Annotated in this window: 13 protein-coding genes and 2 tRNA genes; all 15 read right to left on the bottom strand. The window is 57.9% G+C overall.

Going from position 1 to position 15666, the window contains the following annotated elements; translation table 11 throughout:
- Positions 1–429 precede the first annotated feature (429 nt).
- Positions 430–2334, bottom strand: a complete 1905-nt coding sequence (locus L1P05_RS02050; RefSeq protein WP_012847284.1) for a DEAD/DEAH family ATP-dependent RNA helicase — start codon at positions 2332–2334, stop codon at positions 430–432.
- Positions 2327–2404 carry a protein YrbN gene (gene yrbN / locus L1P05_RS17550; protein ID WP_109579756.1) on the bottom strand — a complete coding sequence of 26 codons (78 nt, stop codon included), beginning with the start codon at positions 2402–2404 and terminating at the stop codon, positions 2327–2329. The genes L1P05_RS02050 and yrbN overlap by 8 nt, the downstream gene beginning before the upstream one ends.
- A gap of 103 nt (positions 2405–2507) precedes the next feature.
- Positions 2508–3392, bottom strand: a complete 885-nt coding sequence (gene nlpI / locus L1P05_RS02045) for a lipoprotein NlpI (protein ID WP_012847283.1) — start codon at positions 3390–3392, stop codon at positions 2508–2510.
- A gap of 119 nt (positions 3393–3511) precedes the next feature.
- Positions 3512–5635 (bottom strand): polyribonucleotide nucleotidyltransferase, encoded by a 2124-nt coding sequence (gene pnp / locus L1P05_RS02040; RefSeq protein ID WP_012847282.1) that lies wholly within the window; start codon positions 5633–5635, stop codon positions 3512–3514.
- A 255-nt stretch (positions 5636–5890) separates the two neighbouring features.
- Entirely contained in the window at positions 5891–6160 is a 270-nt protein-coding gene (rpsO, locus tag L1P05_RS02035) for a 30S ribosomal protein S15 (RefSeq protein ID WP_005281373.1), read from the bottom strand.
- A gap of 148 nt (positions 6161–6308) precedes the next feature.
- Positions 6309–7271: a tRNA pseudouridine(55) synthase TruB gene (truB, locus tag L1P05_RS02030; RefSeq protein ID WP_012847281.1), complete on the bottom strand. Its 963-nt coding sequence runs from the start codon at positions 7269–7271 to the stop codon at positions 6309–6311.
- Positions 7271–7669 carry a 30S ribosome-binding factor RbfA gene (gene rbfA, locus L1P05_RS02025; protein WP_012847280.1) on the bottom strand — a complete coding sequence of 133 codons (399 nt, stop codon included), beginning with the start codon at positions 7667–7669 and terminating at the stop codon, positions 7271–7273. Before rbfA ends, truB begins: the two co-directional genes overlap by 1 nt.
- Before the next feature lie 96 nt (positions 7670–7765).
- Positions 7766–10471: a translation initiation factor IF-2 gene (gene infB, locus L1P05_RS02020; protein ID WP_012847279.1), complete on the bottom strand. Its 2706-nt coding sequence runs from the start codon at positions 10469–10471 to the stop codon at positions 7766–7768.
- Positions 10472–10495: 24 nt separating this feature from the next.
- On the bottom strand, positions 10496–11983 hold the full coding sequence (nusA, locus tag L1P05_RS02015; protein WP_012847278.1) for a transcription termination factor NusA: 1488 nt from the start codon (positions 11981–11983) through the stop codon (positions 10496–10498).
- A 21-nt stretch (positions 11984–12004) separates the two neighbouring features.
- Positions 12005–12457 carry a ribosome maturation factor RimP gene (rimP, locus tag L1P05_RS02010; protein WP_015460817.1) on the bottom strand — a complete coding sequence of 151 codons (453 nt, stop codon included), beginning with the start codon at positions 12455–12457 and terminating at the stop codon, positions 12005–12007.
- A 215-nt stretch (positions 12458–12672) separates the two neighbouring features.
- Positions 12673–12749: transfer RNA gene (locus tag L1P05_RS02005), tRNA-Met, on the bottom strand.
- Between the two features lie 56 nt (positions 12750–12805).
- Positions 12806–12892, bottom strand: a tRNA-Leu gene (locus L1P05_RS02000).
- 53 nt (positions 12893–12945) lie between these two features.
- On the bottom strand, positions 12946–13281 hold the full coding sequence (gene secG / locus L1P05_RS01995) for a preprotein translocase subunit SecG (RefSeq protein WP_012847276.1): 336 nt from the start codon (positions 13279–13281) through the stop codon (positions 12946–12948).
- 186 nt (positions 13282–13467) lie between these two features.
- On the bottom strand, positions 13468–14805 hold the full coding sequence (gene glmM / locus L1P05_RS01990; protein WP_012847275.1) for a phosphoglucosamine mutase: 1338 nt from the start codon (positions 14803–14805) through the stop codon (positions 13468–13470).
- Positions 14806–14812: 7 nt separating this feature from the next.
- Positions 14813–15646, bottom strand: a complete 834-nt coding sequence (gene folP, locus L1P05_RS01985) for a dihydropteroate synthase (RefSeq protein ID WP_012847274.1) — start codon at positions 15644–15646, stop codon at positions 14813–14815.
- Positions 15647–15666: the final 20 nt, after the last annotated feature.

The raw sequence follows: 15666 nt of genomic DNA, 5'->3' as shown, positions 1-15666 counted from the left end.
CGTTATTATTGTGATGTGATCATAGCGCTGTCGCGGGAGAAAATTTTTTCAACTCATCGCTCTGCTATCGGGGGTTACATAAAAAATTTTCTCTAAAAAGGGGAATATTTTGAATATTTACCTACAGAAAGAGGTAAAGGTAAAATTATTTTTTATATGAATAAGAAATATATTAATAATTTATTGATATCTTGCTTCTTTTTCTATCGAAGCGAAGGCGGAGGGGGTGAACGAGAAAAAATGCATCGGGAAAAAAAAGTGTGCCGGCGATCCCAGTTTTTTATAGATATAGCGCACATTTTAGTTGATTGTGCTGTTTTTTTTATTATTTAACTAAATTTCAAAATAAAACACTATCAACATGCCTGCGGCTGGACCATAAAAAAGGCCAGCCCGAGGGCTGGCCTGTTACGCGCTTATCGCTGCCGATTACGCATCGTTAAAACGGCGACGGCTGTGGCCGTTGTCGTCTGAGCGGGTGCTACGACTATCGCGATTGAACCCGCGATCGCCGCGGCGATCGTCAGAGAAACGACGCTGACCGCCAAAGCTGCGGCGATCGCCATCACGACCGCCGTCGCGGCCACCGAAGCTGCGACGCTCACCACCACGTTCGCCGCTGCGCTCGCGACGCTGCTCACGCGCCGGCGCATCACCGATCAGCTGCATGTTCATCGGCTTGTTCAGGATGCGGGTACGGGTAAAGTGCGTCAGCAGATCGCCCGGCATGCCTTTCGGCAGCTCGATGGTGGAGTGCGAACCGAACAGACGAATGTTGCCAATATAGCGGCTGCTGATATCGCCTTCGTTAGCGATAGCACCCACGATATGACGAACTTCAACGCCATCGTCACGACCCACTTCGATGCGATACAGCTCCATATCACCGACTTCGCGACGCTCGCGACGCGGACGATCGCCGCCGCGCTCATCGCGCTCGCGACGGGCGAAGCGATCGCCACCGCGCTCATCACGCTCGCGGAATTCACGACGCGGACGACGCTCAACAACCGGGTCCGGCGGCAGGATCAGCGGACGTTCGCCCTGCGCCATCTTCAGCAGCGCAGCGGCCAGCGTTTCCATATCCTGCTCGTCTTCCGGCTGCAGCTTAGCCAGCAACGCACGGTACTGATCCAGATCGCTGCTCTCCAGCTGCTGCTGAACACGGGCGGCAAACTTGGCCAGACGGCGAGTGCTGAGCAGCTCGGCGTTCGGCAGTTCGACTTCCGGAATGGTCAGCTTCATGGTGCGCTCAATGTTGCGCAGCAGACGACGCTCACGGTTATCAACGAACAGCAGCGCACGACCGGCACGGCCGGCGCGGCCGGTACGACCGATACGGTGCACGTAGGATTCGGCATCCATCGGGATATCGTAGTTAACGACCAGGCTGATGCGATCGACGTCCAGGCCACGGGCAGCCACGTCGGTCGCAATCAGGATATCCAGACGACCGTCTTTCAGACGCTCCAGGGTCTGCTCACGCAGCGCCTGGTTCATGTCGCCGTTCAGCGCCGCGCTGCTGTAGCCGTTACGCTCCAGCGCTTCGGCCACTTCCAGGGTGGCATTCTTGGTGCGCACGAAGATGATCGCCGCATCAAAGTCTTCCGCTTCCAGGAAACGCACCAGCGCTTCGTTTTTACGCATCCCATACACCGTCCAGTAGCTCTGGCTGATGTCTGGGCGGGTCGTCACGCTGGACTGAATGCGCACTTCCTGCGGCTCATTCATAAAGCGACGAGTAATACGACGGATAGCCTCCGGCATGGTGGCAGAAAACAGAGCGGTCTGATGCTCCGCCGGGATCTGCGCCATGATGGTCTCAACGTCTTCAATAAAGCCCATACGCAGCATTTCGTCGGCTTCATCCAGCACCAGGCCACGCAGGCTGGTCAGGCTCAGCGTACCGCGCTTCAGGTGATCCAGCAGACGGCCCGGCGTACCGACCACGATCTGCGGCCCCTGACGCAGGGCGCGCAGCTGAACGTCATAGCGCTGGCCACCGTACAGGGCGACCACGTTGATGCCGTGCATATGCTTAGAAAAATCCGCCATAGCTTCAGCAACCTGTACCGCCAGCTCACGGGTCGGCGCCAGCACCAGTACCTGCGGTGCTTTCAACGACGGATCGATATTGTTCAGCAGCGGCAGAGAGAACGCCGCCGTTTTACCGCTGCCGGTCTGCGCCATGCCCAGCACGTCGCGCCCGTTCAGCAGGTGAGGAATACAGGCCGCCTGAATCGGTGACGGCTTCTCATAGCCCAAATCATTCAGGGCTTCAATAATAGGTGCAGCTAACCCCAGGTCAGCAAAAGTAGTTTCGAACTCAGCCATGTAAACGTGCCTCATATGCAATGGCGGCCAGTCTGCATAACTCGTCTAGAAAACGAACAACATTTTTCATTGAAAAGTGTGAACCGGCTCAAATTAGATGAAATGACGAACAAAAAAACCTCGCCCGTTAGGACGATTAAATCAATGATTTAAGGATATAAATGCCCGTCAGCTTATTGCTGGTCCGATTCTGGTATGTCGTCTTGCTCTTGACCCAAGCGGGCCAATTCCAACAGTGCGTAACGGTTCTCAACAAAGTTATGAACGTTGTTGGCCACCGTCAGTTTGAACAATGCAGAAGCACTGCTCTTTTCCCCCAGACTCAGGTAATGTTTACCTAAATAGAAGTCAGTTTCACTGAGATGCTCAGCGAGCGAAGTGTTATCCGTTGCATCTGCCTGTAAACGTTCCATCAGCGTTTTCTCGCTGATTTTGCCCAGGTAGAATTCGACAATATTCCATCCCCATTGACTCCGGTTCGCTTTATTGTAGCGCTGGCTCAGCGCCGTAAGCGCCTGCTCCTGGTTAAGCTCACGCTCAGCCAGGTAAAGCCATAACGACCGGAACGGATCGTTGGGATCGTCTTGATAAAACGCCTGCAGATCATCTTGCGCTAGCGAATACCGCCCGCCGTAATAGAGGGCAATACCGCGATTTAAACGCGCATAGCTGTAAGTTGGATCAAGCTCTAGTACAGAATCAAACGCTTCATAGGCGGCATCAAAGTTGCCCGCCTGCGTTAAATAAATACCCAGATAGTTAAAAACCTCTGGCATATCAGGACGAATGGCCAGCGCCTGCGAAAAATCATTACGCGCTAATGCCCTCAGTCCGAGACTATCATACAGTACTCCGCGCTCATAGAGAAGCTGTGCGCGTTCATCATCCGTTAATGCTCGGCTGGCAAGGATCTGCTCCATGCGCGCAAGCATTACTTCCTGCTGCAGCGACGGCTGCAAAGGAATGGCCAGTACTTCGTTTTGGCGCCAATCAGCGTTGCTGCATCCTGCCAACAGAATTGCTGTCGCAACATAACACCAGCGCAAGATAGGCTTCATTTCCCAACTCCCGAAGACCAACACGGATAAACATCCTATCATCCATCAACGTGCCACCACATCCGGCGATAGCGTAACAAACGGCTTCCCGAAAACGGGAAGCCGTAATACCAACGAGATTACTCTGCGTCAGCCGGTGCGTCCTGACCCGCAGCTGCGCTGGCGTTGGCTTCCTTGATGCTCAGACGTACGCGACCCTGACGGTCGACTTCCAGCACCTTAACAGCCACTTCCTGACCCATCTGCAGGTAGTCGGTCACTTTCTCTACGCGCTTGTCGGCGATCTGAGAAATATGAACCAGACCTTCTTTACCGCCGCCAATGGCCACAAAGGCGCCAAAGTCAACGATACGGGTCACTTTACCCTGATAGATACGGCCAACTTCGATCTCGGCGGTGATCTCTTCGATACGGCGAATGGCGTGTTTTGCCTTATCACCGTCGGTCGCTGCGATCTTAACGGTACCGTCATCTTCGATTTCGATGGTGGTGCCGGTCTCTTCCGTCAGCGCACGGATCACAGAGCCGCCCTTACCGATCACGTCCTTGATTTTCTCAGGATTGATCTTAATGGTATGGATACGCGGTGCGAACTCGGAGATATCGCCGCGCGGTGCATTGATCGCCTGCTCCATCACACCCAGGATATGCAGACGCGCACCCTTGGCCTGGTTCAGGGCAACCTGCATGATCTCGCGGGTGATGCCTTCGATCTTAATATCCATCTGCAGCGCGGTCACGCCGTCGCGGCTACCGGCCACTTTAAAGTCCATATCACCCAGGTGGTCTTCGTCACCCAGGATGTCAGACAGAACGACAAAGTTATCCTGCTCTTTCACCAGACCCATGGCGATACCAGCCACGGCGGCTTTGATCGGCACACCGGCGTCCATCAGCGCCAGAGAGGCACCGCAGACAGAGGCCATAGAAGAGGAACCGTTGGATTCAGTGATTTCAGAGACCACACGCACCGTGTACGGGAACGCATCCTGAGACGGCATTACCGCCAGCACACCGCGCTTAGCCAGACGGCCATGGCCGATTTCACGGCGCTTCGGTGAGCCCATCATCCCGGTTTCACCGACGGAGTACGGCGGGAAGTTATAGTGTAGCAGGAAACGGTCAGTACGCTCGCCGGTCAGCTCATCGATGTTCTGTGCGTCGCGCTCGGTACCCAGGGTCGCCGTCACCAGCGCCTGCGTTTCACCGCGGGTAAACAGCGCAGAGCCGTGGGTACGCGGCAGCACGCCGGTACGTACGTCCAGCGCACGGATCATGTCCTTCTCACGGCCATCGATACGCGGCTCACCGCGCAGAACGCGGCCACGCACCACGGCTTTCTCCAGCGCACCCAGGATGTCGCTGATCTCACCGGCATCCAGCGCATCGTCTTCTGCCAGCAGATCGACGATGACGGATTCTTTGATCTCGTCAACTTTCGCGTAGCGGGCCTGCTTTTCAGTGATGTGATAGGCTTCACCCAGGCGGGCTTCGGCCATCTCGGCCACGCGGTGCTGCAGCGCAACGTTCACTTCCGGCGCATGCCATTCCCAGCGCGGTTTACCGACTTCAGCCGCCAGCGCCTTAATATTTTCAATCACAACCTGCTGCTGATCGTGGCCGAAGACCACCGCGCCCAGCATCTGATCTTCGCTGAGCAGATCGGCTTCAGATTCCACCATCAGCACGGCGTTATCAGTACCGGCTACCACCAGGTCCAGACGGCTCTGCTTAAGCTCATCCATGGTCGGGTTCAGCACGTACTGATCGTTGATGTAACCTACGCGAGCGGCGCCGATCGGGCCGTTGAACGGGATCCCAGACAGGCTCAGCGCGGCGGATGCGCCGATCATCGCCACGATATCCGGGCTGACCTGCGGGTTCACGGAAACCACGGTCGCAACGACCTGCACCTCATTGAGGAAGCCTTCCGGGAACAGCGGACGGATCGGACGGTCGATCAGACGCGCGGTCAGGGTCTCACCTTCACCCGGACGGCCTTCACGGCGGAAGAAGCCGCCGGGGAAACGACCGGCCGCGTAGGCGCGCTCCTGGTAGTTAACGGTCAGCGGGAAGAAGTCCTGACCTTCACGGGCTTTTTTCGCCCCCACCACGGTAACGAATACCGCGGTGTCATCCATGGTAACCATCACGGCTGCGGTGGCCTGGCGGGCCATCATGCCGGTTTCCAGCGTAACGGTATGCTGGCCGTATTGGAATTTGCGAACGGTTGGCGTTAACAAAGTCATTTTCCTTGTATCAATCGCGCACCGCCCCTGCGGAACGGTGCCTTCATATAACCGGAGGCGTTGCCACATTCTCGCGACTAATGCAAAGCGCCGTCCCAGACGGCGGCTTGCATTAGCCGCGCGAACCTCTGTAACAAGACGCCGGCTACACCCTTTTTATCTGCAACGACAATACATTAACCTGATTTGCCATTGCTTCCTAGAAGAAAGGGGCCAACGTTGGCCCCTTTGCTTCAGAAAATCGTTAGATTAGCGACGCAGACCCAGACGCTCGATCAGGCTGGAGTAACGTGCTACATCTTTACGCTTCAGGTAGTCCAGCAGCTTACGACGCTGGGAAACCATGCGCAGCAGACCACGACGGCTGTGGTGATCTTTTTTGTGCTCAGCAAAGTGGCCCTGCAGATGGTTAATCTGCGCGGTCAGCAGTGCAACCTGCACTTCGGTGGAACCGCTGTCGTTGGCATCACGACCGAACTCAGCAACGATTTTAGCTTTCGCTTCAACGCTTAGAGACATTATAGAACTCCAAATTTGAAAAGTTTAAAAAAACGGGCGCCGATCTCTAATTCAGCAACCCAATGTATAAGCCGCGCCATTCTACTCTGCACCCCGCTCATTGGCAAGAAATCAGCCGATTCTGAGCGCGGTTGGCACGCCGAAAATCTCAGGTCGGATCGTCCTCGGAGAGGCGCGACTCCACCACCATACGACGCGGCGCCAGGCGCCCCTGATCGTCCACTTCGCCGACGCCGATAAAGCGGTGCGCAGCCCCGACGCTGATGCGCACCATTCCGCTTTGCGGCAGGTCCGGCGTCTGTACCGGCTGCCCCAGCTGTACATAGCCAGCGACGATCTCCGACAGATTCACCTCCGGCAGGTGCGCGGCGGCCGTATCCATCGGCAGCAGCAGCGGATCGAGCAGCAGGCGAGGATCGCGCTCTTGCTGCTGCGCCTGCGCCAACAGCGCCTGCAGCTGCTCCAGCGTAACCATCCGCTCGCTCGGATAGCCGGAAACCTGCAGACGCCGCAGATAGATAACGTGCGCGCCGCAGCCGAGCACTTCGCCCAGATCGTCGATGATAGTGCGAATATAGGTGCCCTTGGAGCAGTGGATCTCCAGCTCCAGCTCATCCCCTTCCCAGCGGATAAAGCGCAGCTCAAACACCGTGATCTCACGCGATTCGCGCGGCACGTCGATCCCCTGGCGGGCATATTCGTACAGCGGGCGCCCCTGGTACTTGAGCGCCGAGTACATGGAGGGCACCTGGCGGCCAGGGCCGCGGAACCCTTCCAGCGCCTGCGCCAGCTCGGCCTCGCTAAAGCTCAGCGGTCGCTCACACACCACCTGACCATCGGCGTCAGAGGTATCGGTACGCTGCCCCAGGCGGGCGATGACACGATAGCGCTTGTCGGCATCCAGCAAAAACTGAGAAAACTTGGTCGCTTCGCCCAGGCAAATCGGCAGCATCCCGGTCGCCAGCGGATCCAGCGCACCGGTATGCCCCGCCTTGTTGGCGTTATAGATGCGCTTTACCTTCTGCAGCACATCGTTAGAGGACATCCCCTGCCCTTTATCCAGCAGCAGGACGCCGTTAATATCGCGGCCGCGGCGACGGGGTCGAGACATTACGCCTCCTCATCACGATCGGCGGCGGTGCGGCGCGCCTCATCGTCTTTCACCACGTTGCTCACCAGATTGGACATGCGCATCCCCTCAACCAGCGAGGCGTCATAGGCAAACGTCAGCTCCGGCACCACGCGCAGACGCATCGCTTTGCCCAGCAGCATACGGATAAAACCGGACGCATCCTGCAGCGCCTTCAGACCGGCTTTTACCGTCTCCGGCTCACCGTCGTTCAAAAAGGTGACAAACACCTTGGTATAGGCCAGATCGCGTGAGACTTCGACGCCGGATACCGTCGCCATGCCAACCCGCGGATCTTTGACCTCACGCTGCAGGATAATGGCGATCTCTTTCTGCATTTCCTGCGCCACGCGCTGAGTACGGCTAAATTCTCTTGCCATGATAGTTTCTCCAGACAAACAGGGGGGCCAGAGCCCCCCGATTAGCTTATGCTGTTGTAACGCATATCACCGCCCGACGCGGGCGGTGCGACAGACTTAGTCGATAGAGCGTTTCACTTCGATGGTCTCGAAGACTTCGATCACGTCGCCCGGACGGACGTCGTTGTAGTTCTTCACGCCGATACCACACTCCATGCCGTTACGCACTTCGTTGACGTCATCCTTGAAGCGACGCAGGGATTCCAGCTCGCCTTCGTAGATAACCACGTTCTCGCGCAGAACACGGATCGGGCTGTGACGTTTGACTACGCCCTCGGTCACCATACAGCCGGCGATAGCGCCAAACTTCGGTGACTTGAACACATCGCGAACTTCCGCCAGGCCAATGATCTCCTGCTTGTACTCCGGCGCCAGCATACCGCTCATCGCCTGCTTAACTTCGTCGATCAGATCATAGATCACGGAGTAGTAGCGCAGATCCAGGTTCTCGGCTTCCACCACGCGGCGGGCAGAGGCGTCGGCACGGACGTTGAAGCCCAGCAGAATGGCGTTGGACGCCGCGGCCAAGGTCGCATCGGTTTCGGTGATACCACCTACGCCAGAGCCCACGATCTTCACCTTCACTTCGTCGGTAGACAGCTTGCGCAGAGAGTCGGCAATCGCCTCGACAGAGCCCTGAACGTCGGCTTTCAGCACGATATTCAGCTCGGACACTTCGCCTTCCACCATGTTGGAGAACATGTTCTCCAGCTTGGCTTTCTGCTGACGCGCCAGCTTCACTTCGCGGAACTTGCCCTGACGGTACAGCGCCACTTCACGGGCTTTCTTCTCGTCACGCACCACGGTCGCTTCATCACCGGCCGCCGGCACACCGGACATCCCGAGGATCTCAACCGGAATGGACGGACCGGCTTCCGTGATTTCACGGCCCAGTTCGTCACGCATGGCGCGCACGCGGCCATACTCAAAGCCACACAGAACGATATCGCCCTTGTGCAGGGTACCTTCACGTACCAGCACCGTCGCGACCGGACCACGGCCCTTATCCAGGAAGGACTCGATCACCACGCCGCTGGCCATGCCGTTACGTACCGCTTTCAGCTCCAGTACTTCAGCCTGCAGCAGGATGGCGTCCAGCAGGTCATCGATCCCGGTACCGGCCTTGGCAGATACGTGGACGAACTGAGCTTCACCGCCCCAATCTTCCGGCATAACGCCGTACTGGGACAGCTCATTCTTCACGCGATCCGGATCGGCTTCCGGCTTATCGATCTTGTTCACCGCCACCACCAGCGGAACGCCGGCGGCTTTGGCATGCTGGATCGCTTCGATGGTCTGCGGCATCACGCCGTCATCGGCAGCCACTACCAGCACGACGATGTCGGTCGCCTGGGCGCCACGCGCACGCATTGCGGTAAACGCGGCGTGCCCCGGGGTATCCAGGAAGGTGATCATGCCGTTATCGGTCTGTACGTGATACGCACCGATGTGCTGGGTAATACCGCCGGCTTCGCCTGCCGCCACCTTGGTGGAGCGGATGTAGTCCAGCAGAGAGGTTTTACCGTGGTCAACGTGGCCCATGATGGTCACGACCGGTGCACGCGGCTCAGCCGCTGCGCCGGTATCACGATCGTTCAGCACCGCCTCTTCCAGCTCGTTCTCACGACGCAGGATTACCTTGTGGCCCATCTCTTCAGCGACCATCTGAGCGGTTTCCTGATCGATAACCTGGTTGATGGTCGCCATTGCGCCCATCTTCATCATCGACTTGATAACCTGGGAACCCTTCACCGCCATCTTGTTGGCCAGTTCGGCCACGGTGATGGTTTCACCGATCACCACGTCGCGGTTAACCGCCTGGGCCGGTTTGGTAAAGCCCTGCTGCAGCGAGCTCGGCTTGCGCTTACCGCCTTTACCGCCGCGGTTGACCGCACGGGCCTCTTCGCGATCGGCCTTAGACTCAGACAGCTTGCTGCCTTTCTTCTGCTTAGCCGCTTTGCCACCGCGACCGCGTGCACGACGATCGCCTTCAACCTGGCGATCGTTCTCATCTTCCGCTTCGCGCGCGTGATGAGAGGTGGTCACGTGGTAATCGCTGTTATCTTCTTCGCTGGCGTTTTCGGTCCACTTGCCTTCGTTAGCTTCGGCCATACGGCGGGCTTCTTCAGCCACCTTACGGGCGTCTTCTTCCAGCTTGCGGCGCGCTTCTTCTTCAGCCTTGCGTTTCAGTTCAGCGGCTTCAGCTTCGCGCTTGGCCTTTTCCGCCTGCGCAGCTTTAGTTTTTTCGTCGATATGTTGGTTAGTCACTTTTTCTTTTTCCGCTGCTTCACGCTTAGCTTTTTCAGCGGCCTCACGTTTGGCTTGTTCTTCTTGTTGACGCTTGGCCTGCTCTGCAGCTTCACGCTTGGCCTGTTCGGCCATCTCGCGCTGTGTCTGCTCTTCTGCCTCGCGTTTCGCCTGTTCTTCCGCTTCGCGCTTCGCCAATGCCTCGGCTTCCGCCTGCTGGGCCGCCGCGTCGCTCTTCACATAGGTGCGCTTTTTACGGACTTCAATCTGCACTGACTTGCTTTTGCCGCCGGTGCCCGGGACACTCAGCGTGCTGCGGGTTTTACGCTGCAGCGTCAGTTTACCGGAAGATCCGCCGTGCTCACGGTTTAAATGAGCCAGCAGCGCTTCGCGTTCCTGGGGGCTCACAGAGTCGTCGGGTGATTTATTAATGCCTGCGTCAGCCAGCTGCTGTACCAGGCGCTCAACCGAAGTTTGGATCTCTGCTGCCAGTGATTTTACCGTTACTTCTGCCATGCTGTTCCTTCCTGCTACAGTTCATTATTCACTATCGCCAAACCAACAGATATTACGCGCAGCCATAATCAGCTCGCCCGCCTGTTCATTGTTCAGGCCTTCAATATCGGTCAGGTCGTCGACACCCTGCTCGGCAAGATCTTCCAGCGTGCATACACCGCGTGCGGCCAGCTTAAAGGCCACGCTGCGTTCCATCCCCGGCAGATTGAGCAGATCGTCCGCCGGTTTGTTGTCGCCCAGGCTCTCTTCCTGCGCCAGCGCCAGCGTCGTCAGCGCGTTCTTGGCACGGGTGCGCAGCGCCTCGACGGTCTCTTCATCCAGACCATCGATGGACAGCAGCTCGCGCTCCGGTACGTAGGCCAGCTCTTCCAGCGTGGAGAAGCCTTCCTCGACCAGCAGCGTAGCGAACTCTTCATCGATATCCAGATGCTTGGTGAAGGTATCAATGGCCGCATGGGCTTCCGCCTGGTGCTTAGCCTGCAGATCCTCCGCCGTCATCACGTTCAGCTCCCAGCCGCTCAGCTGAGACGCCAGACGAACGTTCTGACCGTTACGGCCGATGGCCTGAGCCAGGTTGGAGGCCTCTACAGCGATATCCATGGTGTGCTTGTCTTCGTCCACCACGATGGATGCAACGTCGGCAGGCGCCATGGCGTTAATGACGAACTGCGCCGGATTATCATCCCACAGCACGATATCGATACGCTCGCCGCCCAGCTCGCTGGAAACGGCCTGCACGCGCGCACCGCGCATACCAACGCAGGCGCCGACCGGATCGATACGCTTATCATTGGTCTTCACGGCAATCTTGGCTCGGGAGCCCGGATCGCGCGCGGCGCCCTTGATTTCGATCACTTCTTCGCCGATCTCCGGCACTTCGATGCGGAACAGTTCAATCAGCATCTCCGGACGGGAGCGGGTGACGAACAGCTGCGCACCACGGGCCTCCGGACGCACGGCATACAGTACGCCGCGAATGCGGTCGCCCGGACGGAAGTTTTCGCGCGGCAGCATGTCTTCACGGCCAATCACCGCTTCCGCGTTGTTGCCCAGATCCAGGGAGATGCTGTCACGGTTAACTTTCTTGACTACGCCGGTGACGATTTCGCCTTCGTGCTCACGAAACGCATCAACCACCATCGCACGCTCGGCCTCGCGTACTTTCTGTACGATAACCTGCTTGGCGGTCTGGGTGGTGATACGGTCGAAGGTCACTGATTCAATCTGATCTTCTACATAGTCGCCCAGATCCAGCGCCGGATCTTCAAAACGCGCCGCATCCAGCGTGATTTCACGGGTCGGCTGGGTCACTTCGTCAACGATCAGCCAGCGGCGGAAGGTGTCGAAGTCACCGGATTTACGATCGATGGCGACACGCACATCGATTTCTTGCTCATATTTTTTCTTGGTGGCCGTGGCCAGCGCGGTTTCCAGCGCCTCAAAAATCTTCTCGCGCGGCAGCGCCTTTTCGTTGGAAACGGCCTCCACAACAGCCAGAATCTCTTTATTCATCCTAGTTGCCTCATCCGAACGTTAAAAGTGGGGTACCAGGTTCGCTTTCTGGACATTGCTCAGCGCGAACACTTCATCTTTGCCATCAACCGTGACCGTAATCATCTCGCCGTCTACCGCCTTGATGATACCCTGCCACTTCCGGCGGTTCTGCATCGCCATCCGCAGTACCAGCGTCACTTCCTCATTCAGAAAATGGGTGTAATGTTCGGCGGTAAACAGGGGGCGATCCATCCCCGGTGAGGAGACTTCCAGGTAATAGGCGACCGAAATTGGATCCTCTACGTCAAGAACAGCGCTGACCTGGTGGCTAACATCAGCACAATTATCAACAGTGATGCCTTCTTCACTATCGATATAGATTCGCAGCGTTGAATGGCGACCACGGATGAACTCAATGCCAACCAGCTCAAAGCCCAAGGCTTCTACCGGCGCCGTAATCATCTCTGTTAACTTTTGCTCTAATGTGGACAAGCCCACCCCCAAGACATAAAAAAAGGGCCTTATAGCCCAGTGATTCTGTTGTCAGATAACAAAAAACCCCGAATAATCGGGGCTTTATGCAACTGGACCCTATATACCGCCAAGCGGGATTCGAAGCCAGTCTCGCAAGTATATTTTTCAAATGATACTTCGCGGCCCGAGGCTCTGCGCTAACAGTATATTTGAAAACAGATACTGAAGGAAATTGGTTGCGGGGGCCGGATTTGAACCGACGACCTTCGGGTTATGAGCCCGACGAGCTACCAGGCTGCTCCACCCCGCGTCCGAATCGTGGCGAATTCTACTCTAACAGCGTAGAAAAAACAACATATCTAGGATTGGTACCGAGGACGGGACTTGAACCCGTAAGCCCTATTGGGCACTACCACCTCAAGGTAGCGTGTCTACCAATTCCACCACCTCGGCATTTTGGCACCATGACGCCTGACGCATCATGGCAAAACTCTCTGTGGGTACGATCAGTTCGGAATATCGCTGCTCGGCGTAGCCGGCGCTGCCGGAGTCGCAGGCTGTTCAGTCTTCACAGGCTGACCCAGGTTATCCCACTCACTGCCTTGCTTGCTCTGATGACCGCTCAGGTTGCCCAGCACCAGGCTCAGCACGAAAAACAGCGTGGCCAGGATGCCCGTAGTACGGGTCATAAAGTTACCGGTACCGCTGGAGCCAAACAGCGTCGCTGAGGCGCCTGCGCCAAATGAAGCGCCCATGTCAGCACCTTTACCCTGCTGCAGCATAATCAGGGCGATCAGCGCCACAGACACCAGCAGGAAAATTACCAAAAGAGCTTCATACATAGTCGTACCTGATTCCTTGCGGCCCATCCGCAGTCAAAAGCTTCTATCGAACCCATGGATAAAACATCCACTGAAGCGGGTGTGAATACTACCCAATGCCGTCATAGGGCGCAAGGGTAAATTTTCCACGCCGACGTGATTGGAGAAAAAACCGGCAAAAGCGAGCTTTCGCCGGTCGACTCGCCCTTAGCTGGCCGCCTTCACCGCATCGGCAATGACGTTCGCCAGATCGGTAACCTGTTGCAAATCCTCGCCCTCCACCATGACGCGGATCAGCGGTTCGGTACCGGATTTACGCAGCAGCACGCGGCCTCGCCCGGCCAACTGCCGCTCGACCTCGGCGCAGGCCTGCTGCACCGCGGCATCCTGCAGCGGATCGCACTGCCCGGCAAAGCGGACGTTGATCAGCACCTGCGGCAGCAGGGTCATGCCGCTGCACAGATCGGCCAGGCTCATATGGTTACGCGCCATCGCCGCCAGCACCTGCAGGCCAGCGACGATCCCATCGCCGGTCGTGGTCTGATCGAGGATGATGACATGGCCCGAGTTTTCAGCCCCCATGCGCCATCCCTTCTCTTGCATCGTCTCCAGCACATAGCGGTCGCCCACCTTAGCGCGCGCAAAGGGGATCCCCAGCTGCTTCAGCGCTAGCTCCAGCCCCATATTGCTCATCAGGGTGCCGACCACGCCGCCGTGCAGCTTACCCTGGCGCAGCGCCTCGCGCGCCACGATATACAGGATCTGATCGCCGTCGACCTTGTCGCCGCGGTGATCGACCATGATCAGGCGATCGCCGTCGCCATCGAAGGCCATGCCCAGATCGGCGTTTTCCGCCACGACGCGGGCCTGCAGCGCGCGGACATCCGTCGCCCCGCACTCTTTATTGATATTCATCCCGTCCGGCGAGGTGCCGATGGTGATCACCTCCGCCCCCAGCTCGCGCAGCACGTTCGGCGCAATATGATAGGTGGCGCCGTTGGCGCAGTCGGCGACGATCTTCAGGCCGCTCAGGCTCAGCGCGTTAGGGAAGGTGCTCTTGCAGAATTCGATGTAGCGCCCGGCGGCGTCAACGATACGGCTCGCCTTGCCCAGCTCAGCGGATTCCACGCAGGTCAGGGGTTTATCCAGCTCGGCCTCGATCGCGGCCTCGACCTCATCCGGCAGCTTGGTACCGTCGATGGAAAAAAACTTGATCCCGTTATCGTAGTACGGGTTATGGGAGGCCGAAATAACGATACCGGCCTCGGCGCGGAAGGTGCGCGTCAGGTAAGCCACCGCCGGAGTCGGCATCGGCCCGGTAAAGGCGGCAGACAGACCGGCCGCCGCCAATCCAGCCTCCAGCGCGGACTCCAGCATATAGCCGGAGATACGGGTATCCTTACCGATGATGATCTTGCGTGAGCCGTGACGCGCCAGCACCTTACCTGCGGCCCAGCCCAGCTTCAGAACAAAATCCGGGGTGATCGGGCTGCTGCCCACTTTGCCGCGAATACCATCGGTACCAAAATATTTACGTTCGCTCATCTCTTTATTATTCCTTTGCTGAAAGCGTGGCTTCCACCACGCGCATGGCATCAACCGTTTCACGTACGTCGTGTACCCGGATAATCTGCGCCCCCTGCATGGCGGCGATCACGGCACAGGCGACGCTGCCCGCCACCCGCTGCGCGGGAGGCACATTCAGCAGCTGTCCGACCATAGACTTACGCGACATTCCCACCAATAGCGGCAGACCGTGGTGATGAAAGTGCGCCAGGTTAGCCAGAAGGCGGTAATTATGCGTCAAGTTCTTACCGAAGCCAAAGCCGGGATCGAGCAACAGCCGCTCCCGGGCGATCCCGGCGGCCACGCAGCGCGCGATCTGCGCACTGAGGTAAGCGTCCACTTCCGCCACCACATCGCTGTAGTGGGGGCTATGCTGCATGCCCTTCGGCTCGCCCTGCATATGCATCAGACAGACCGGCAGGCCGCTCTCCGCCGCCGCCGCCAGCGCCCCCGGCTCGCTCAGTGAACGGACGTCGTTAATCATATCGGCCCCGGCGGCGCTGCAGGCGCGGATCACCGCCGCCTTGGAGGTATCGACCGACACCCAGACCTCAAAACGCTGCGTCAGCGCCTCCACTACCGGCACCACCCGCGCCAGCTCCTCAGCCTCGCTCACCTCGGCGGCACCCGGCCGAGTCGACTCCCCGCCCACATCGATGATGGTCGCCCCGGCAACGATCATCGACTCCGCGTGTCGCAGCGCGGCATCCAGCGCGTTATGACGCCCTCCGTCAGAAAACGAGTCGGGGGTGACGTTCAGGATCCCCATCACCTGGGGATAGTTGAGATTCAGGGTGAGTTCACGTGACCTAAGCAGCATCGATGACACCTGTGCAAAAG

The organism is Edwardsiella piscicida, from assembly GCF_021733145.1.
In the GTDB taxonomy this organism is placed as follows: domain Bacteria; phylum Pseudomonadota; class Gammaproteobacteria; order Enterobacterales; family Enterobacteriaceae; genus Edwardsiella; species Edwardsiella piscicida.
Note: the sequence above shows the minus strand (reverse complement) of the source record. Positions and strands in the feature narration are given on the sequence as shown.

What these genes read in the sequence shown, in the direction of transcription:
- yrbN (WP_109579756.1), bottom strand. Translation starts at nt 2,404, where the DNA reads ATGAAAAATGTTGTTCGTTTTCTAGACGAGTTATGCAGACTGGCCGCC.
- glmM (WP_012847275.1), bottom strand. Translation starts at nt 14,805, where the DNA reads ATGAGCGAACGTAAATATTTTGGTACCGATGGTATTCGCGGCAAAGTG.
- nlpI (WP_012847283.1), bottom strand. Translation starts at nt 3,392, where the DNA reads ATGAAGCCTATCTTGCGCTGGTGTTATGTTGCGACAGCAATTCTGTTG.
- folP (WP_012847274.1), bottom strand. Translation starts at nt 15,646, where the DNA reads ATGCTGCTTAGGTCACGTGAACTCACCCTGAATCTCAACTATCCCCAG.
- L1P05_RS02050 (WP_012847284.1), bottom strand. Translation starts at nt 2,334, where the DNA reads ATGGCTGAGTTCGAAACTACTTTTGCTGACCTGGGGTTAGCTGCACCT.
- rbfA (WP_012847280.1), bottom strand. Translation starts at nt 7,669, where the DNA reads ATGGCAAGAGAATTTAGCCGTACTCAGCGCGTGGCGCAGGAAATGCAG.
- infB (WP_012847279.1), bottom strand. Translation starts at nt 10,471, where the DNA reads ATGGCAGAAGTAACGGTAAAATCACTGGCAGCAGAGATCCAAACTTCG.
- nusA (WP_012847278.1), bottom strand. Translation starts at nt 11,983, where the DNA reads ATGAATAAAGAGATTCTGGCTGTTGTGGAGGCCGTTTCCAACGAAAAG.
- truB (WP_012847281.1), bottom strand. Translation starts at nt 7,271, where the DNA reads ATGTCTCGACCCCGTCGCCGCGGCCGCGATATTAACGGCGTCCTGCTG.
- secG (WP_012847276.1), bottom strand. Translation starts at nt 13,281, where the DNA reads ATGTATGAAGCTCTTTTGGTAATTTTCCTGCTGGTGTCTGTGGCGCTG.
- rpsO (WP_005281373.1), bottom strand. Translation starts at nt 6,160, where the DNA reads ATGTCTCTAAGCGTTGAAGCGAAAGCTAAAATCGTTGCTGAGTTCGGT.